General features: G+C 75.0%; 14 protein-coding genes. 7 read left to right on the top strand and 7 right to left on the bottom strand.

Features of this window, described 5'->3' with window-relative positions:
- Positions 1-31: 31 nt before the first annotated feature.
- Positions 32-982, top strand: a complete 951-nt coding sequence (gene cofD / locus BLW47_RS10750) for a 2-phospho-L-lactate transferase (RefSeq protein WP_091555765.1) — start codon at positions 32-34, stop codon at positions 980-982.
- On the top strand, positions 979-2,115 hold the full coding sequence (locus tag BLW47_RS10755; RefSeq protein WP_091555119.1) for a coenzyme F420-0:L-glutamate ligase: 1,137 nt from the start codon (positions 979-981) through the stop codon (positions 2,113-2,115). The genes cofD and BLW47_RS10755 overlap by 4 nt, the downstream gene beginning before the upstream one ends.
- 49 nt (positions 2,116-2,164) lie before the next feature.
- Here BLW47_RS10755 and BLW47_RS10760 read toward each other — a convergent pair whose 3' ends face one another.
- On the bottom strand, positions 2,165-3,172 hold the full coding sequence (locus BLW47_RS10760) for an ArsR/SmtB family transcription factor (RefSeq protein WP_091555767.1): 1,008 nt from the start codon (positions 3,170-3,172) through the stop codon (positions 2,165-2,167).
- Positions 3,173-3,440: 268 nt separating this feature from the next.
- Here BLW47_RS10760 and BLW47_RS10765 point away from each other — a divergent pair, with 268 nt between their 5' ends.
- Complete coding sequence (locus tag BLW47_RS10765; RefSeq protein WP_245736576.1) at positions 3,441-4,007, top strand: NUDIX hydrolase; 567 nt, start codon at positions 3,441-3,443, stop codon at positions 4,005-4,007.
- On the opposite strand, the gene BLW47_RS10770 is transcribed toward BLW47_RS10765, so the two are convergent.
- Entirely contained in the window at positions 3,976-5,076 is a 1,101-nt protein-coding gene (locus BLW47_RS10770; RefSeq protein ID WP_091555121.1) for a mannose-1-phosphate guanylyltransferase, read from the bottom strand. The genes BLW47_RS10765 and BLW47_RS10770 overlap by 32 nt on opposite strands.
- Positions 5,077-5,124: 48 nt before the next feature.
- Positions 5,125-6,270: a glycosyltransferase family 4 protein gene (locus BLW47_RS10775; RefSeq protein ID WP_091555124.1), complete on the bottom strand. Its 1,146-nt coding sequence runs from the start codon at positions 6,268-6,270 to the stop codon at positions 5,125-5,127.
- A 186-nt stretch (positions 6,271-6,456) separates the two neighbouring features.
- Here BLW47_RS10775 and BLW47_RS10780 point away from each other — a divergent pair, with 186 nt between their 5' ends.
- Positions 6,457-7,149, top strand: a complete 693-nt coding sequence (locus BLW47_RS10780) for a TIGR03089 family protein (protein WP_091555126.1) — start codon at positions 6,457-6,459, stop codon at positions 7,147-7,149.
- Here BLW47_RS10780 and BLW47_RS10785 read toward each other — a convergent pair.
- From BLW47_RS10785 to BLW47_RS10795, 3 genes are all read right to left on the bottom strand, one after another.
- Complete coding sequence (locus BLW47_RS10785; RefSeq protein ID WP_091555129.1) at positions 7,144-7,500, bottom strand: hypothetical protein; 357 nt, start codon at positions 7,498-7,500, stop codon at positions 7,144-7,146. The two genes, BLW47_RS10780 and BLW47_RS10785, sit on opposite strands and share 6 nt — an antisense overlap.
- Before the next feature lie 85 nt (positions 7,501-7,585).
- Positions 7,586-9,586 (bottom strand): acetoacetate--CoA ligase, encoded by a 2,001-nt coding sequence (locus tag BLW47_RS10790; RefSeq protein WP_091555131.1) that lies wholly within the window; start codon positions 9,584-9,586, stop codon positions 7,586-7,588.
- Between the two features lie 410 nt (positions 9,587-9,996).
- On the bottom strand, positions 9,997-10,518 hold the full coding sequence (locus BLW47_RS10795) for an acyl-CoA thioesterase (protein ID WP_091555133.1): 522 nt from the start codon (positions 10,516-10,518) through the stop codon (positions 9,997-9,999).
- A 23-nt stretch (positions 10,519-10,541) separates the two neighbouring features.
- Here BLW47_RS10795 and BLW47_RS26045 point away from each other — a divergent pair, with 23 nt between their 5' ends.
- A complete protein-coding gene (locus BLW47_RS26045; protein ID WP_091555135.1) occupies positions 10,542-11,348 on the top strand; it encodes a hypothetical protein in 807 nt (268 codons plus the stop codon).
- 44 nt (positions 11,349-11,392) lie between these two features.
- Here the strand turns inward: BLW47_RS26045 and BLW47_RS10805 are convergent, their stop codons facing one another.
- Positions 11,393-12,556: an acyl-CoA dehydrogenase family protein gene (locus BLW47_RS10805; protein ID WP_091555138.1), complete on the bottom strand. Its 1,164-nt coding sequence runs from the start codon at positions 12,554-12,556 to the stop codon at positions 11,393-11,395.
- A gap of 244 nt (positions 12,557-12,800) precedes the next feature.
- Between BLW47_RS10805 and BLW47_RS10810 the strand changes: the two genes are divergently transcribed.
- Entirely contained in the window at positions 12,801-14,228 is a 1,428-nt protein-coding gene (locus BLW47_RS10810) for a UDP-glucose dehydrogenase family protein (protein WP_091555140.1), read from the top strand.
- A gap of 163 nt (positions 14,229-14,391) precedes the next feature.
- Positions 14,392-19,404, top strand: a complete 5,013-nt coding sequence (locus BLW47_RS10815) for an SCO7613 C-terminal domain-containing membrane protein (protein ID WP_091555141.1) — start codon at positions 14,392-14,394, stop codon at positions 19,402-19,404.
- Positions 19,405-19,409 lie beyond the last annotated feature (5 nt).

A 19,409-nucleotide genomic window follows, 5' to 3' on the forward strand; every position in this document is an offset into this window, starting at 1 on the left:
GCGGATCCCGACGTAGGCGAGGATGGGCGGCATGCACATCGTGGTACTTGCCGGGGGCATCGGCGGGGCCCGCTTCCTGACCGGCGTGCGCGCGTACGCGGGTCAGATCGGTGCCGAGGTGACCGCCGTGGTCAACGTCGGTGACGACGCGATCATGCACGGCCTGCGGATCTGCCCCGACCTGGACAGCGTGATGTACACGCTCGGCGGGGCCGCCGATCCGGAACGCGGCTGGGGCCGCGCCGCCGAGACCTGGACGGTGAAGGAGGAGCTCGCCGCGTACGGGGCCGAGCCCACCTGGTTCGGGCTGGGCGACCGGGACATCGCCACGCACCTGGTCCGCACGACCATGATGAACGCCGGATACCCGCTCTCGGCCGTCACCGAGGCGCTCTGCGCGCGTTGGCGACCCGGAGTACGCCTGCTGCCCGCCACCGACGAGCGGCTGGAGACGCACGTGGTGGTCGAGACCAACGACGGCCAGCGGGCGATCCACTTCCAGGAGTGGTGGGTGCGGTACCGGGGTGAGATCCCGACCCGCCGGTTCGTGTTCGTCGGCGCCGACGCGGCCCGGCCCGCGCCCGGCGTGCTCGACGCGCTCGCCGGCGCCGACGTGGTGCTGCTGGCGCCCAGCAACCCGGTCGTGAGCATCGCTCCGATCCTGGCCGTGCCGGGGCTACGGGAGGCGCTGACCGGCAACCGGGCACCGGTCGTCGGGGTCTCCCCCATCATCGGCGGCGCGCCCGTGCGCGGCATGGCCGACAAATGCCTGTCGGTGATCGGGGCTGAGTGCAGCGCGGCCGGCGTGGGCCGGCTGTACGGGGCGCGCCGCGACGGCGGGCTGCTGGACGGCTGGCTCGTCGACACCACCGACGCCGGCGCCGAGGTGCCGGGCGTGACGGTGCGGTCGGCGCCACTGTGGATGTCCGACGAGGCGGCGACGACGGCGATGGTGCGGGACGCGATGGAGTTGACGCGATGAGCGGGCGGCACAGCGCGCCGGAGCCGCAGAACGCCGAGCGGGTGCTCGAGATCCTGCCGGTGCGGGGCATCGGCGACGTGACCCCCGGTGACGACCTGGCGGCGCTGATCGGGGGCGCGGCGCCGTGGCTGCGCGACGGTGACGTGCTCGTGGTCACCAGCAAGATCGTGTCGAAGGCGGAGGGCCGGCTGGTCGACGTGCCGACCGGGGAGCCGGAGCGGGCGGCCGCGCGCGAGGAGGTGCTGGCCGCGGAGACGGCCCGCCCGGTGGCGCGACGCGGTCCGACCCGGATCGTGCAGACCCACCACGGCTTCGTCATGGCGGCGGCCGGGATCGACGCGTCCAACGTGGACGCGTCCCGGCTGGTGCTGCTCCCGAAGGACCCGGACGCCTCGGCCCGCGCCCTGCGGGCGGCGCTGCGGGAACGGCACGGCGTCGACGTGGCGGTGATCGTCTCCGACACCATGGGCCGGCCGTGGCGCAACGGCCTGACCGACGTGGCGCTCGGGGCGGCCGGGATCGGGCCGATCCGCGACCACCGCGGCGAGACCGACCCGTACGGCAACGAGCTGTCCATCACCCAGATGGCCGTGATTGACGAGCTGGCCGGCGCCGGCGAGCTGGTCAAGGGCAAGTGCGACCAGGTGCCGGTCGCGGTGGTGCGCGGCTACCTCGCGGCCGCGGAGCCCGACGACGGCCCCGGCGCGGTGGCGCTGGTCCGCGACGCCGCCCAGGACCTGTTCTCGCTCGGCACCGCCGAGGCGACCGCGGCCGGTCTGCTCGCGGCCGCGACGCTGGCCGACGGGACGGCCCCGCCGCACGCCCCGGTCGATCCGGCCGCGGTGGCCCGCGCGATCGCCGCCGTGGCCGCGGTGATCGCGCCCGGCACGGCGTTCACCCACACCACCGACCCCGAGGTACGCCAGCGGCTCGCGCCGCAGGCCCCCCGCGGGGCCTCCGGGCTGATCCTGTGCCGGCTGCCCGCGCCCGCGACGCCGGGCGATCTGATCCGCCTCGGCGCCGACCTGCACCGGTTGCGCGCCGCGCTCGCCGCCGAGGCGGTGGCCAGCACCCCGCTCGCGGTCCCGGCTTCCGACGACGACCGCCCCCTCGCCGCCCTCCTCGCCGTCTGACCGCCCTGCGCAGGCCCCGCCGGCCCCGCCGGCCCCCCGGAGCCTGCGGTCAGGACTGGTCGAGCATGGCCCGGCCGAGCGGGGTGAGGGTGTGCAGCACGGTGTTGCGGTCCCGGTGGCTGACCAGCAGACCGGCGTTGCGCAGCACGGTCGCGTGCTGGCTGGCCGCCGCCGCGGAGATGCCCAGCCGACGCGCCACCTCCCCCGTCGAGCAGCCCCCGTCGACCACCTCGAGGACGGCGGCGCGGGTGCGGCCGAGCAGCGCCGCCAACGCGTCCCGCCCACCGGCCGGCGCCGACGCGCGCCCCGCACCGGCCTCCGGCGAGGGCGCCAGCCCGCGCAGCCGATCGACCGGGTAGACGAGCACCGGCGGCAGGGTGGGGTCGACGAGCGCGACCGGGGTGCGGGCGCAGAAGAACGAGGGCACCAGCAGCAGGCCGCGACCGTCCAGGTGCAGCTCGCGCCGCGCCGGGTAGTCGAGCACCCGCAGCACCCCCGACTCCCACTGCATCGCCGGGCGCAGGCTGGTCAGCAGCGCCTCCGCGCCCCCGTCGAGCAGCGCCCGCGCCCGCCGCGTCCGGTCCGCCTCGACGGCCGCCTGGATGCGCTCCCAGTACGGCGCGATCGCCACATCGCGGTAGTGCTCCATCGAGTCGGTCAGCTGTTGCAGCATCTCGGGCTCGCCGCGCGCCAGCGCGGACGCGGTCGGGGGCAGCGGTTTCTCGGCGGCGAGCAGGGTGAGATCGCGGTGCAGGATCTCCGGTGGGGTGGCCCGGACCGCCGCCAACCCCGCCTCGAACCCCTGCAGGCTGTTGTACGGGGTCAGGAAATCCGGGAAGTAGCCGCGCGGCGGGTTGAGGGCGAAGAGCAGGCGCAGGTCGCGGCTGCCGCTGTCGCGGCGCAGCGCGCGGGACACGTCCCGGCGCCAGCCGGCCATGACCGGGTCGCCGCTGCGCCCCTGCAGCAGGTGCAGGCTCAGCACGAGCTCCCAGACCGGGTCGGCGGGGGCGACCCGGGTCCGGGCGATGTCCTCGCCGGAGAAGAAGATTCTCAGCACGGCGCACTCCCGGGGCGGCTGCGGGCGGAGGTCGGGCGGGGCCATCGGCACCTTATCGGGCCGCTCTGAGCTGTGTCTTTAATCGAGGGCTGAAATGACTCGACGCCCGGTGGCGGCGCCCGGCATGCTCGTCACTCAGCCGGGGGGACCGGCAGCGCCCGGGCGACCGCCACGAGGGCTCGCGGCCTTCGCTTCCGCGGGGGTGGTGCCCGGGCGCGCCGCGCCGGTGCCCGGCGGCGGAGCGACGGACCGTCCGTACAGTGGGCGCGTGCTCGAGAAGCTGCATGCCGACGTGGTCGCCGTCCTCAGCGCCTGGCAACCGCCGACGGCGACGGCCACGGCCGCACGCGAACGGACCCTGCGCCTGCTGGACGCCGGCCCGGTGGCGCTGACCCGCGACCATCAGCCCGGCCACGTGACCGCCAGCACGCTGGTGGTCGACGCCGACGGCGCGCGCGTGCTGCTCTGCCTGCACGGGAAATTCCACCGCTGGGTGCAGCTCGGCGGGCACTGCGAGCCGGGCGACCCGACGCTGGCCGACGCGGCGCTGCGCGAGGCGACCGAGGAGTCCGGGATCACGGGACTGCAGCTGCATCCGGTCCCGATCGACCTCGACATCCATCCGGTCGGCTGCGGCGGCGGGTCGCTCCACTACGACGTGCGCTTCGCCGCGGTCGCGCCGGCGGGCGCGATCGAGCGGGTCAGCGCGGAGTCCGCCGCGCTCGGATGGTTCGCCCCGGACGCGTTGCCCGAGCCGCTGGCGGATGCCACCGCGCAGCTGGTGGCACCCGCGCTCGCGGCGGTCACACGTAGATCTCTTCGCCCCGCTCCTTGAGGCCGTCAACCAGCTTCTTGACGTCCTGGGCCCGCTCCCGCGGACAGACCAGCACCACGTCCGGGGTGTCCACCACGATCAGGTCCCGGACGCCCAGCGCCGCGACCAGCCGTCCCGAGTACGGCACCACGACCAGCCCCGCGCTGTCGTGCAGCAGCACGCCCGGCTTCTCCTCGGCGGCCGGCGCGCCCAGCACGACGTTGCCGTCCGCGTCGGCCGGGAGCACCTCGCCGAGGGTGTGGAAGTCACCGACGTCGTTCCAGCCGAAATCGCCGGGCACGGTGCCGACCCGCCCCACGGCGGCGGCCCCCTCCATCACCGCGTAGTCGACGGAGATCCTGGTCAGCGTGGGCCACACCTCGCCGAGCACCTCGTCGCGTTCCGGCGAGTCCCAGACCTCCGTGATCCGCATCAGGCCGGCGTGCAGCTCCGGCTGCTGCCGGGCGAGCTCCGCGAGGAACACCTCCACCCGCCACACGAACATGCTGGCGTTCCAGAGGTAACGGCCGGAGTTCACGTAGCCCTCCGCCACGTCGTACGCGGGCTTCTCGGCGAACTCCTCGACGCTGCGCAGCGGCCCGGAGCCGATCGGGCCGCCGCACCGCAGGTAGCCGTAGCCGGTCTCCGGACGCGTCGGCGTGATCCCGACGGTCATCAGCAGCCCCTGCTCGGCGCCGACCACCGCCTGCCTGACGGTCTCCGCGAACCGCTCCGGATCCCGGATCAGGTGGTCGGCGGCGAACGAGCCCATCACCGCGTCGGGGTCGCGCCGCGCGATCACGGCGGCGGCCAGCCCGATCGCCGCGCACGAGTCGCGCGGCGAGGGCTCCACCAGGATGTTCTCCTGCGGCACCGCCGCCAGCTGCCGGGCGACCGACGCGGCGTGCGCGACGCCCGTCACCACCAGCGTCCGCTCCGGCGTGGTCAGCGGCGCCAGCCGATCGACGGTCGCCTGCAGCAGCGAGGCGGCGGTGCCGGTGAGGGGGTGGAGAAACTTCGGGTTGCCGGCGCGGGACAACGGCCACAGGCGGGTGCCGCTGCCGCCGGCCGGAATGACGGCGAAGAGCATCAGCCCATCATGCCTGTCCGGTCGCAACGGCTGTGCGGGACCGAGATATCACGCGGCGGCCCGCGTCCACGCCGCGATGTGGACCTCGGCGCTGGACTCCCAGGTGAACTCCTTGGCCCGGTCGAAACCGGCCTTGGCCAGCGCCAGCCGCCGCGACTCGTCGTCCAGCAGCGCCGCCAGGTCCGTGGCGATCTCGGCGGGATCCTCGCTCGTGTACGCCACCGCGTCGCCGCCCACCTCGGGCAGGGAGAGCCGGGGCGTGGTCAGCACCGGGGCGGCGCAGGCCATCGCCTCCAGGATCGGCAGGCCGAATCCCTCGCCGTACGACGGGTAGGCGGCGACCAGGGCGCCGCCGAGGAACCCGGGCAGGTCGGCGTAGCGCAGGTAGCCGGGGCGCAGCAGCCGCAGGTGCGCCGGAACCTCCGCGACCGCCCGGTCGATGTCGTCGTCGTGGCCCTGGCCGCCGGCGACCACCAGCGCGGGCGGGTTCGGCCGGTCCTTGACGGCGAGCGCCCAGCCCCGGATCAGGTTCGGCACGTTCTTGCGCGGCTCCTTCGCGCCGAGGAACGCGACGTAACCGGTGTTGCCGAGCCCGAGACGGGCGCGCACCCGCGCCTTCTCCTCGTCGGTCGGCGCGTGGAAGGCGTTCGGGTCGACGCCGTGGTAGGCGACGTCGATGCGGGTCGGGTCGGCGTCGAGCAGCCGGATCAGCTCGTCGCGGGTCGCCTTGCTCGGCACGATCACCCGGTCGGCGCGGCGCAGCGACGTCTTGATCGCGCTGCGGAAGAACGTGCGGCGGGACTTGTCGTAGTGCTCCGGTTCGGTGAAGAAGGTCGCGTCGTGCACGGTGACCGTCACCGGACAACCGGCCCGCAGCGGGCAGGTGTAGAAGGGCGAGTGCAGCACGTCGGCGCCGACCTGCTGGGCCAGCAGCGGCAGGCCGGTCTGCTCCCAGGCGAGGCGGGCCGGGCGGTGCGCGACGGCCGCCGGCGCGGCGATCACCTCGGCGGCGGGCAGCATCCGGGTGTAGCGCTCGACGTCGGTGCGCAACGCGACCACGGCCAGCTCCACCCCCGACCCGATGACCTTGCCCAGCGCGCCGAGCAGACCGTCGACGTATCGACCGACGCCACCCCGGTCGGCGGGGACACTCGTGGCGTCGATGAGCACGCGGGGCGGGCGACCGGCGGTCACTGGGCAACTCCTCGGAGGCGGGGGATGTGGGGAACAACACGCACCGCCCAGCCTACGCCGCGCCGGACACCCGCCGATGCCTGCGACGCGACCGTTGGGGGGTCTTTCCCCATCCCGTGGCCGCCGATTCAGCGGGCCGGTATCGGGTCGTCACGGTGCGTACCCCACCCGGTATCGTCGCCACGGATGGCCCACAACATTGCCCGGATCTTCGCCGCCGCGGTCGCGCAGGATCCGACCCGCCCGCTGCTGACGTGGTACGACGACGCCACCGGGGAACGCACCGAACTCTCCGGCGCGACGCTCGCGAACTGGGTGTCCAAGACCGCCAACCTGCTCGTCGACTCCGCCGGGGTCACCGCCGGCGACGCCGTCGGCGTGCTGCTGCCGCCGCACTGGCAGACCGCCGCCGTGCTGCTCGGCGCGTGGTCGGCCGGACTGCTGGTCGAAACCGAGCCGGCCCGGCCGGTCGAGGTGCTCTTCGCCGCCGCCGACCGGGCCGAGGAGGCGACGGCGTGGCCGGCCGGCGAGCGCTACCTTCTCTCGCTCGCCCCGATGGCCGCGCCGCTGCGGGACGTGCCCGCGGGCTTCGCCGACTACGTGGTGGAGGTGCGCGGCCACGGCGACCACTTCACGCCGTACACGCAGGGCGGGCCGCAGGACGCGGACCTGATCGCCCGCGCGGCCCGGCGCGGCGCGGAGCTCGGCCTGACCGGCGGCGCCCGCGTGCTGGTCGACGCGGCGCGGCACGCCAACCCGCTGGACTGGCTGCTGGCGCCGCTGGCCGCCGGCGCGAGCATCGTCCTGTGTGGCCACGCCGACCCGGCCCGACTGCCCGACCGCGCGGCGGTCGAGAAGGTCACGCTGTCGCTGTCATAGCCCGCCCGGGACCACCCCGCGCAGCGTGCCGTCCGGCTCGCAGACATAGAAGTTGGCGCGGTCGCCCAGCCACGGTCGGGCCCGCGCCTCCCGCTCGGAGAGCACCTTCTCCTGCATGTCCAGGATGACGTAGCGGGAGCCGTCGGGATCGCCGGTGCGCCAGCCCGGACCGTAGAGCCGGTCCACGAGCGACTCGCGACGCCGGGCGCAGAGCGCGCCGTCGGTCACCCAGTCGGCGGGCAGCCGGCACCAGAACGTGCGGGTGATCTTCGCGAACGGGTCGACGGCGGTGGCGCCCTCGACCCGCACGGCGAGCGTGTCGGTGATGGTCAGGCGGAGGTAGACGCCCACGACCGTTGAAACGCCGATCCCATCCACGCCCGTTGCCAGACGTGCGGCCGATTCATACCGTCCGCGCGGACGGCGTCGCCTCGGCTCAGCGGTCGGTCCGCTCCCTCGCGTAGCGCTCGAACGCCACCAGCGACTCGGGGTTGGCGAGCGCCCCGGTCGCGGCCGCGGAGTCCAGCGGCGTGCCGGTGAGGATCTTCTTCACGGGCACCTCCAGCTTCTTCGCCGACAGCGTGCGCGGCACCGCGCGGACCTGATGGATCTCGTCGGGCACGTGCCGCGGCGACAGCGCGGTGCGCAGCTCGGTGGCGATCCTCCGGCGCAGCGCGTCGTCGAGCTCCAGCCCGTCGGCGAGCACGACGAAGAGCAGCAGCTCCCCCGCGCCCCCCTCGGCGTCCTCGAGGTGCACCACGACCGAGTCGATCACCTCCGGCAGGGCCTCCACCACCGAGTAGAACTCCGCGGTGCCCAGCCGGACGCCGCCGCGGTTGAGCGTGGCGTCCGACCGTCCGGTGATCACACAGGTGCCGCGCTCGCTCACGGTGATCCAGTCACCGTGCCGCCAGATCCCCGGATAGTGGTCGAAGTACGCCTCGCGGTACCGCTTCCCCTCGGGATCGTTCCAGAACCCGACCGGCATGCTCGGCATCGGTTCGGTGATCACCAACTCGCCGAGCTCGCCCAGCACCGGTGCCCCGTCCGCGGACCGCGCCTCCACCTTCGCGCCGAGGCAGCGGCAGCCGATCTCGCCGGCGTAGACCGGCACCAGCGGCACCCCGCCCACGAAGCCGGTGCAGACGTCGGTGCCACCGGAGAGCGACTGCAGCTGCACGGTCGGGTTGACCGCCTCGTACACCCAGCGGAAGCCCTCCGCCGGCAGCGGCGCGCCGGTCGAACCCAGTCCGCGCAGCGCCGACAGGTCCGCCTCCGCGCGCGGAAGCACCCCGGCCTTGCGGCAGGCCAGCAGGAACGGCGCCGAGGTGCCGAAGTACGTCGTCTTCGACTCCTGCGCCAGCCGCCACAGCGCCCCCAGATCGGGGTGGCCGGGGTTGCCGTCGAAGAGCACGATCGCCGCGCCGACCGCCGGACCGGAGACGAGGAAGTTCCACATCATCCAGCCGGTCGTGCTGAACCAGAAGAACCGGTCCCCCGGCCCCAGGTCGTGGTGCAGCGCCAGCATCTTCAGGTGTTCGAGCAGGATGCCGCCGTGCCCGTGCACGATCGGCTTGGGCAGCCCCGTCGTTCCCGAGGAATAGAGCACGTAGAGCGGATGGTCGAAGGCGACCGGGGCGAACTCCAGCGGCTCGTCGGTCTCGGCCGCGAGCTCCGCCCAGGTCGTCGTGGCCGACGTCGGCGCGGCCATGTCGGCCGGGTTCGCCGCCGCGGCGGCCTGCCCGTCCAGATAGGGCAGCATCACCGTGTGTACGACCGAGGGCAGCGCCGCGCGGATCGCCGTCACCTCGGCGCGCCGATCGACCGGCTTGTCGCCGTAGCGGTAGCCGTCGACCGCGACCAGCACGGTCGGCTCGATCTGCTGCCAGCGGTCAACCACGCTGCGGGTGCCGAACTCGGGGGCGCAGGACGAGAAGATCGCGCCCAGACTGGTCGTCGCGAGCATCAGCACGAAGGTCTCGGGGATGTTCGGCGCGTACGCGGCCACCCGGTCGCCGGACCCGACGCCGAGCCGGCGCAGCCCCGCGCGCACGCGGCGTACCTGCTCGCGCAGCTCGCGGGCGGTCAGCGTGACCGGCGCCCGGGTCTGGCTGTAGCCGAGCACCACCGGGTCGTCGTCGGCCAGGCCGGGCATCCGCAGCACGTGCTCGGCGTAGTTGAGCGTGGCGCCGGGGAACCACCGCGCCCCCGGCATGGCGCGGCCCGCCAGCGCCCGCTGCGGCGGCGTGTGCGCGATGACGTCGAAGTAGTCCCAGATGGAGCCCCAGAACGCCTCGAGATCGGTCACCGACCAGCGCCACAGCGCGTCGTAGTCGGCGAAGTCCAGCCCGCGCTCGGCCCGCAGCCAGCGCAGATAGTGCCCGATCCGGGAACGTTCACGGACGTCGGCCGGCGGCGTCCAGAGCACGTCACCCACTGTGTTCACCCCTCCCGGCGGACCGCCACGACACTGTGGTGGTCCCGGCCGCCATCTTGCCGTACCCCACCCCGCTTCTCCGCCCCCGCATTCTCCCGACCCCGCAGTCCCGAAAACCGCGTGCCCACCCCACACCCCCCACCCCGCCCCTATGTGCCCCACCCCCGCGACGCGCCCCACCCCCGCGATCTGCCCCGCCCCCGCGATGCGCCCCACCCCCGCGACGCGCCCCGCCCCCGCGACGCGCCCCGCCCCCGCGACGCGCCCCGCCCCCGCGATCTTGCAGTTGTGGCCGCCCGTTGATGGCTCTTTGGGGCGATTTGTCGCGGCCACAACTGCAAGATCGGCGGGGGGCGGTGGGGGCGCGGGGGGCCGGGGGGGGCGGGGGGCGGGGCGGGGCGGGGGGTGGGTCAGGGGTTTGCGCGGGCGTGTTGGATGGCGCGGCGGCGTGCCAAGCGGTGCTCGCGGCGGATCTCGGCCTCCCGGAAGCGGCGCTCGTCCGTCGGCGTCTCCGGCAGCACCGGCCGCACCTCACGCGGCGCCCCGGCCACGTCCACCCCGACGAACACGAGGTACGCCGTGGCGACCCGGACCGGTTCGGCGTCCGCGGTGTCCCACCGCTCCGCGACCACCTTCACCCCGACCTCCATCGAGGTCTGGCCGGTCCAGTTGACCTGCGCGTGCGCGTGCACCAGATCACCGACCCGCACCGGCTCCACGAAGATGATCTCGTCGATCGCGGCGGTGACCGCCGTACCCCCGCTGTGCCGGGCGGCCGCGGCGCCGGCCACGTCGTCGACGAACTTCATGAGCACCCCGCCGTGCACCGTTCCGTAGAGGTTCACATCGACGGCGGTCATGATCCGACTGAGGGTGACCCGGGAGTACGAGGTGGGCTTTCCGGATGGCGCGGCGACGGACTGCTCGGTCATACCGGACACGGTACGGTGCCGCCATGCGTCATCTCTGGAGCTTGCTCGCCGGAATCGTGGTGGCACCGATCACCTGGCTGCTCATCGCGCTGGGCCAAGGTGGATCGAGCCGCACGGTGGCCGGCTGGGTCGAGGACGGTCGCTACGACACGGCCCGGCTGATCGAGCCGGCCGCCTACCTGGTGGCCGCCGGGATCCTGCTCGGCCTGCTCGGCACGCTGCGGGTCTCGCCGCTCGGCCCGCTGGCCGCCGGGCTGCTGCTGGTCGGGGCGTACGCCGGGATGTTCGCGGCGCCGTTCGTGATCCACGACAGCCTGCCCGACAACGAACAGCTCCTCGGCCGGCCGCTCCCGCTGGAGCTGCCGCTGGACAACGGGACGCTGTTCCTGCTCGGCGCGCTGCTGCTGATGGCAACGTTCAGCGCGCAGCGCTGGCGGCGGTGGCCGGGCACGTCCGCCGCCGCGGACGGCGCGACGATCGCCGCCCGTCCGGCCGGGGCGGGCGCGCCGGGGCCGGACGGCGACGGCGAGGCGCCGACGGTGGCCACGGAGCCGGTCGACGGGGCGGGCGACGCGGAACCGGGTGCCGGGCCGGGTGCCGGCGCGGGCGACGCGGAACCGGGTGCCGGGGTGGGCGACGCGGAGCGCGGTGGCGCGGCGACGCCGGAGCCGGGCGCTCCCCCGGCGGCGGGCGCTCCCCCGGCCGTCGTGCCGTCGCCGCGCGACGGCGACGCCACGGAGCGGGCGAACGCGCTGCCGCGCCGGCGGGACAGCCAGTCGCCGTGGTCCACCCCGCCGGGCGCGACGAAGCAGGAGACCACGACCGACTGACGTCGAGAAGCGGGGGCGGACCGCCGCGCGGCCCGCCCCGATGATCAGCCCTTCAGGAGCTGACGTGCCATCACGATCCGCTGCACCTGGTTCGTGCCCTCGTAGATCTGGGTGATCTTGGCGTCCCGCATCATGCGCTCGACCGGGAAGTCCTTGGTGTAGCCGTACCCGCCCAGCAGCTGCACCGCATCGGTGGTGATCTCCATGGCGGCGTCCGAGGCGAAGCACTTGGCGGCCGCGCCGAAGTAGGTCAGATCGACGTCGCCGCGCTCGGACTTGCCCGCCGCCGCGTACGTCAGCTGCCGCGCCGCCTCCAGCTTCATCCCCATGTCCGCGAGGAGGAACTGGATGCCCTGGAACTCGGCGACCGCCTTGCCGAACTGCTGCCGCTCCTGGACGTACCCCTTGGCGAAGTCCAGCGCGCCCTGCGCGATGCCGACCGCCTGCGCGGCGATCGTCACCCGGGTGTGGTCCAGGGTGCGCATCGCGGTGGCGAAGCCGGTCCCCGGCTCGCCGATCATGCGGTCCGCGGGGATCCGCACGTTGTCGAAGTACACCTCGCGGGTCGGCGAGCCCTTGATCCCGAGCTTCTTCTCCGGGGCGCCGAAGCTCACCCCCGGGTCGGACTTCTCCACCACGAAGGCGGAAATGCCGCGGGATCGGGCGGCCGGGTCGGTCACCGCGAAGACCGTGTAGTACTCGGAGACGCCGGCGTTGGTGATCCACCGCTTCGCACCGTTGAGCACGTAGTGATCGCCGTCACGCTCGGCCCGCGTGCTCATCGAGGCCGCGTCGCTGCCGGCCTCCGGCTCCGACAGGCAGTACGAGAACATCGCCTCGCCGGCCGCGACCGCGGTCAGGTAGCGGCGCTTGAGCTCCTCCGAGCCGGCCAGCAGCAGCGGCATCGTGCCGAGCTTGTTGACCGCCGGAATCAGCGAGGACGACGCGCAGGCGCGCGCCACCTCCTCGATCACGATCGCGGTGGCCAGCGCGTCCGCGCCCGCCCCGCCGTACTCGACCGGGATGTGCGGCGCGTGGAAGTCCGCCGCCCGCAGCGCCTCGTACGATGCCTTCGGGAACTCACCGGTCTCGTCGGCCTCGGCGGCGTTGGGCGCCACCTTCGCGTCGCACACCGCCCGCACGGCCTCCCGGATCGCTTCGTGCTCCTCCGGAACCTGATAAACGTCGAACGACGTCGCTGTCGACATGACGGCCTCCCCTTGGCGATAGCCTGCGCGGATGTGAGGATACCGACCGACGAGCGACTGCCCGTTCCGCCCACGTAGGCTGAACCACTATCGTCGCTTGCGCACCTCGGCGGCTTCAGCCGGGTCACGCAGCCGACCCGCGGCCCCAAAATGTGAACTGTCCGATGACGGCGTCGAGATCCGACGTCGCACCAGACCGCGACGCACCCACAGCGCGCCGCCGACGCGAGCGGAGACCACAGGCGTGACGATCCCGTACCCGAGTAGCCAGCCCGTGCCGTCGATCACGACGGTGACCCCGCCGTCGGGTTCGGCGCGGCCGCGGCTGACGTTCCTGGGCACCGGTTACCTGGGCGCCACGTACGCCATCTGCTACGCCGAGCTCGGCTACGAGGTGCTCGGTTTCGACGTCGACGCCGACAAGATCGCGATGCTCAACGCCGGGCAGGTGCCGATCCACGAGCCCGGCCTGGACGAGCTGCTCCGGCGCAATCTCGCCGCCGGGCGGCTCCGGTTCAGCACCGACATGGCCGAGACCGCGGACTTCGGTGACGTGCACTTCATCTGCGTGGGCACGCCGCAGCGCGCCGACGGCATGGGCGCCGACCTCTCCTACGTCGAGGCGTCGGTGACGAGCCTGGCCCAGCACCTGACCCGCAAGGCGTTGATCGTCGGCAAGTCCACCGTGCCGGTGGGCACCGCCGAGTGGGTGGAGCAGTTGGTCGGCAAGCACACCGCGGCCGATCTCGGGGTCGAGGTGGCGTGGAGCCCGGAGTTCCTGCAGGAGGGTTTCGCCGTCGACGACGTGCTGCGCCCCAACCGGATCGTGGTCGGCGTCAAGAGCGACTGGGCCAACGGCATGCTCTACGCCGCGCACAAGGGCGTCTTCGATCTCGCCGCCACCGAGGACCGCGAAGTTCCCCTGGTCATCACGGACTTCGCCACCGCCGAGTTGGTCAAGGTCGCGGCCAACGCGTTCCTGGCCACCAAGATCTCGTTCATCAACGCGATGGCCGAGGTCTGCGAGGCGGCCGGCGGGGACGTCACCCAGCTGGCCCGCGCGATCGGCTACGACCCGCGCATCGGCAACCGGTTCCTGCAGGCCGGTCTCGGCTTCGGCGGCGGCTGCCTACCCAAGGACATCCGGGCGTTCCAGGCCCGCGCGCAGGAGCTGGGCGCCGGTGAGGCCCTGCGCTTCCTGCACGAAGTCGACCTGATCAACCTGCGCCGCCGCACCCGCGTCCTCACCTTGGCCGCAGAGTTGTTGGGCCGCCGCTCCGGCCCCGCCGGACCCGACCTGTCCGGCACCCGCATCGCCGTGCTCGGCGCCACCTTCAAACCCAACAGCGACGACGTCCGCGACGCCCCCTCCCTCGCCGTCGCCGCGATGCTCGCCAAGGCCGGCGCCGACGTGCGCATCTACGACCCGCAGGGCATGGAGAACGCCAAGCGCGCCCTGCCCGACCTCGGGTATGAGAAGTCGATGAACGATGCGGTGGCCGGCGCCGACCTCGTCTGCGTGCTCACCGAATGGGCCGACTTCCGCAACGCCGACCCCGTCGCCCTCGGCGAACTCGCCAGGGGCCGCCGCGTCATCGACGGCCGGAACTGCCTCGACTCCGCACTCTGGACCCAGGCCGGCTGGCAGTACCGCGGCATGGGCCGCCCCTGACGCCGCACGCGTGAGGCCGATCGGCCGCGGACCCCGCCACGGGTCCGCGGCCGATGCCATTCTGTGATCTCGCCTCCTCCGGGGACTGTTCAAGCGATGCCTGTTTTGGGCATGCTTCCGGGAAGAGTCCACAATGCTGGGCCGCCGGCCTGTCGGAGGTGCCGTGAACACCTACCCGTGTACCGTGTGCGGCCGCGACATGCCGCCCGCCGCCCGGTGCCCGTACTGCGGCGCGGAGCAGGGCGAGTTCGCCGACGAACTGGCGGCCGTGGAGCGTTCCATCGCCGAGATGAAGGCGCGGGACGTCGCGATCGCCAATGAGCAGAAGACGCTCGCCGCGAAGCTGCAGGCGGCGGTCTTTCAACGCGACATCCTGGCGCACGCGAACGCCGAACGGCTCCGCCGCGCGAACCGACCCCGGATGACCCTGCGGCGCCGGGTCGGTCGGCGGCCGCCGACGGCCGGGCGTCCGGGGCCGCCGCGCGCCCGCCGGCCCGCTCCCGAGCCCGACCCCGCCGCGCCGTCCGCGGGCGCGCGCGCGACCGACATCCCGACGCCACCGGCCGATCCCCCGGTCGAGCCCGAGCCCCGCGTCCGGCCCGAGGCCTCGTCCCGGGAGATCCAGAACGTCCTGCTCGGACTGAGCGCCCTGCTGCTCGCCGTCGCGGCGGTCGTCTTCGCCGGCCTCGCGGTCAGCTCGCTCGAGGCAGCCAGTCGGGTGGCGATCCTGGTCGCCGCGACCGTGGCCATGCTCGCCGCGGCGCCCGTGCTGGCCCGCCGATCGTTGATCTCCACCGCCGAGACCGTCGCCGCGATCGGTCTGCTCCTGGTCCCGCTGATCGGGTACGCGGTCTGGAGCGTCGACGCGCTCCGCGGCGCGCCGCTCTCCGGCGGGGTCTTCGCCGGCCTGATCTTCGCGATCACCGCCGTGATCGCGGGAAGCTACGCGACCGCCACCCGGCTGAGCGTGCCGCGCTACGCGACCGTCGTGGCCGTGCAGCCCGTGCTGCCGCTGTTCGCGTACGACTGGATCGGTGACGCCGGCGGATGGGCGCTGGCGCTGGCCGTGGTGGCCGGCATCGACCTCTACCTCGGCCGGCTCTTCGCCGAGCACGGGCGGCTGAGCCCGCCGGGTCGCGTCGGCGCGCCGTCACGGCGGGACGCGGGGTCGGACGCGACCGGCGCCGCGGAGCCGGTGGGCGTCGATCGGCCGGAGAGCGCGCCGGAGGAGACCGACGCGGTCGTCGCCGCCGAGCCCGACGGGCCGCGCAGCGGCGGGCAGCCGCCGCCGGCCGCGGCGCCCCCGGCCCCGATCGTGCCCGGCATCTGGCTCCGGGAACTGATCTGGACGCTGCACGGCGTGGCGATCGGCGCGGCGCTGGTCTACGCCGTCGCGGCGCTGCTCGGCGCCGACACGCTCCCCGCCGCGGCGCGGTCGGCGCTGATCCTGCTGCTGGCCGCGGTCGTGGCGCTGGCCGGCGCCCTGAGCATGGGTCACCGCCCGCTGCCCGACATCGCGGCCGGGGTGCTCACGCTCGCCGTGATCGGATCCGTCGCCCGGGTCGCGGCGGTCGCGCTGCCGGGGCACGCCCTGCTGATCGTCGCGGCGGTGGTCACGGTCACCGGCCTGGCCGTACGCGCGATCCCCGACCAGGCCCGGCGCGGGCCGCAACTGGCCTCGGCCGCCGCGCTCGCCGTACTGGGGACCCTGGTCGCCGGCAGCGCGCTGCGGGCGGCGCTGGCGTCGGTGCGGGCCGCGCAGCCGGTGTGGGAGGCCGACCTGGCCGCCTACCCCGGCACGGTGGCGGCGGCCGCCGGTCCGATCGACTGGCAGCTCGCGGTCGCCGCGCTGCTGCTCACCGTCGCCGCCGTGCTCGCGCTGCCGCCGGCGGCCCGTCGGGAGTCCGCCGTCGCCGGGGCCGCGCTGACCGCCCTGGCCGTTCCCGCGGCGTTCGCGCTGCCCTGGTACGCCGCGCCCTGGCCGCCGGCCCTGGCCGCGGCCGGCATCGGCGCCGCTGGGCTTTTCGCGCGGACCGAGCGGGCGGCGTACGTCCACGCCGCCGGCGCCGCGATCGTCGGGTTCGCCGCCGCGGGCGCGGCGCTGGTCCGGCCCGGCCTGACCGCCGGCGTGCTGATCGCGCTCGCGACCGCCGGGGTGCTGATCGCGCTCGCCGCCCGGCTGCCCGAGTTCCGGGCCGATCCACCCGCCGAGACCATGGCGGCCTGGGCCGCCGGCGCCACGGCGTTCGCGCTGCCGGGCGCGGTCGCGGCGCTCGTCGCCGCCACCACCCCGGCCGGCGCGCAGACCAGCGCGACCGCGCAGCAGGCCGCGACCGTCTCCGTCCTCGCGGCGAGCTTCCTCGCCGTCTGCGCGACCCTCGGCTACGCCGCCGTCACCCAGGTCGCCGAGCGGCAGATCAGCCTGCCGCTGACCCTCGGCACCGGCCTCGGCGCCCTGCTGGTGGCCGGCGCCGCCTTCGCCGCGCCCGGCGCCACCGTCGCCGACACCTGGGTCGGGGCGCTGCTGCTGGCCGCCGCGGTGCTGCTCTTCCTCGCACCGACGATCGACGCCGGGCGGCGCGCCGACCGGCTGCTCGACGGGCCCGACTTCGCCGCCGCCGCGGCCACCGCCGCGCTGGTCGGCACCCTCGCCCGGATCGCCGCGATCGTCGTGCCCGGCATCGAGCTCGCCGCCACCGCCGCGCTGGTCCTGCTCGTCGCCGTCGCGGTACGGGCCATGCCGGAGCAGTGGCGGCGGGGGCCGGTGCTCGGCGCGGCGGTCAGCGGCGGAGTCGTCGCGCTGATCGCCGGGTACGCCGCGGTCGGCCACGCGCTGCGTGCCCTCGCCACCCCGGGACCACTGTGGAACGGCGACCTGGGCGCCTGGCCCGTCGGGGCCGGAGCGGTCGGCTGGCAGGTTCCCGGCGCGCTGGTGCTGCTCGCCGTGGCCGCGGCGGTGCTGCTGCCGCGCCCCTGGTCGTACGACGTATCCGGGGCGCTCGCCGCGCTGGCCACCGTCGCCACCCCGGTCGCCCTCGGTCTGCCCTGGTGGTCGCCGATCCTGGTCGGCTCCGCGGTCACCGTCGTCTACGCCCTGGCCGGCGTCGCGGCCGCCGACCCCCGCGCGGGGCTGAGCCGGACCGTCGTCGCCGGCACCGTCGCGCTCTTCGCCGCCGGGGGCGGTCTGGTCCGCCCCTGGACCACCGCCGCCGCGCTCGCGGTGGTGACGCTGCTCGGCGCCGTCGTCGCCACCCTCGCACGGGTGCTCGCCGGCCTTCCCGATGAGCAGGCCGGTCCCGGACCGCGGGGCGGCGCCGGCGACGGCCCCGCCCCGCCGACCGACCTGATGCCGGCGCATCTGGCGCAGATCGGCGGCCCCGCGACCGGCGGCGCGCTCCTCGCGCTTCCCGGCGCCGTCGCCGCGTTCGCCGCCCAGCTCGGCTGGCCGGCCGCCATCGTGTTGACCAGCGCGCTCGCGGCCTCCTGCACCGGCATCGCCGTGCTGGCCCTGGCCCGCCAGCAGGTGCCGCACTACCTGCCGTACGCGACCGTGGGAATCGTCGGCGGCGCGACCGTGACGGGGCTCGCGGCACTGCCCACCGCGCTGCCGGCCGGCCTGTACGCCGCCGGCGCCACGCTGCTCGGGGTGCTCGCCGAGCTGCTGCGGGCCAACACCACGCCGCCCGGCGGACCGGCCCAGCCGGCGCACCACTGGTCCGCGCTCGGTCCGGCCGCCGACCGGCTGCCCCCGGCGCAGCCGCAGGCCCGCTGGCTGGTCAGCCCCGGCCGCGGCGTCGTGGTCGCCACCGCGCTGCCGACCGCGCTCGCCGCGGTGGCGATCGCGCCCGCGCTGCTCGCCGCGCTCGTCGGGCCGTACCAGGTGCTGGGCCGGATCTGGCAAGGTCCGCCGCCGGAGCTGCTCGACCCGCCACGGGACGCGATGGACCCGACCAACGTGCTGGCCGCGCTCCTGCTGACCGTCGCCGCCGCGCTCGCGGCGACCGGGTTCAGCGGCAGCCGGGCGAGCGAGGCGGTCCCGGTTGTCCTGCCGGGGGTCGCGATCACCCTCCTGATCGCGCCGATCTCGCTCGGCCGCGGCTGGCCCGACGGCACCATGGCGGCGCTCGCGGTCTTCACGATCGCGATGCTCGGCCTGGCGCTGACGCCGCCGCCACCGGACACCGACCGGGCGCGCCCGGCCCGGATCGCCCGCGTCGTGGTGTTCGTCATCGGGCTCGCCGCCGGCGGCGCCGGGCTCGTCGGCAGCCTCGCCACCCGGCCGCTCACGCTCTTCACGCTCGGCGGCGCCGTGGCCGTCGGCGCCGTCGCGGCGTACTTCGGCCGCGCCCAGAACGCCCGCATCCTCGGCTGGCTGTTCGCCGCCGTGATGGCGCAGCTGTTCGTGCTGACCGTCGGGCTCGTCGCCGGCCTCCCGCCGACCACGTCGGCGTTCGGGGTGCTGGCCGTCGGGGCGGCGCTGCTGGTCACCGCGACCCGCCTGCCCCGGCTGCGGCGTCCGGAGGCGGTCCGGGAATCCGCCGTCGTGGAGTGGAGCGGGTACGCCGCCGCGCTCCTCGCGCTCGCCCTGGCCTTCGACTCGCCGCGGCACGTGGCCGCGCTGCTCGCCGCGTGGGGCGCGGTGCTCGGGGTGGTCGCCACCCGCCCCGGGCGGCAGCCCGTGGAACGCCGCGTGATCTTCTGGGCGGCGGTCGCCTGCGAAATCACCGCGTGGTGGCTGTTGATGGCGCTGAGCGACGTCGCCCTGACCGAGGCGTACACGCTGCCATTCGCGGCGCTCGCCCTGCTCGTCGGGGTGCTCGAGCTGCGCTACCGCCCCGACCTGAGCAGCTGGACCGCGTACGGGCCCGCGCTGCTGGCGGCGTTCGTGCCCACCCTGGTCATCGTGCTCGCCACGAACAGCGGCGACCTGCGGCAACTGCTGCTTCTGCTGGGCGCGGTCGCCACGCTGATCGCCGGCTCGATGCGGCAACAGCAGGCACCCGTGGTGGTCGGCGCGATCGTCACCGCGATCACCGCGATACACGTGCTGACGCTGGTCGGGCCGTGGCTGGCGCTGATCCCGGTCGGCATCGTGCTGCTGGCGCTCGGCGCGACGAACGAGCGCCGACGCCGCACCCAGGAACGCCTCCGCGGCGCCCTGCGCGGCCTGCGGTGACCGGA

Source organism: Micromonospora pattaloongensis (assembly GCF_900107255.1).
In the GTDB taxonomy this organism is placed as follows: Bacteria; Actinomycetota; Actinomycetes; order Mycobacteriales; family Micromonosporaceae; genus Micromonospora_I; species Micromonospora_I pattaloongensis.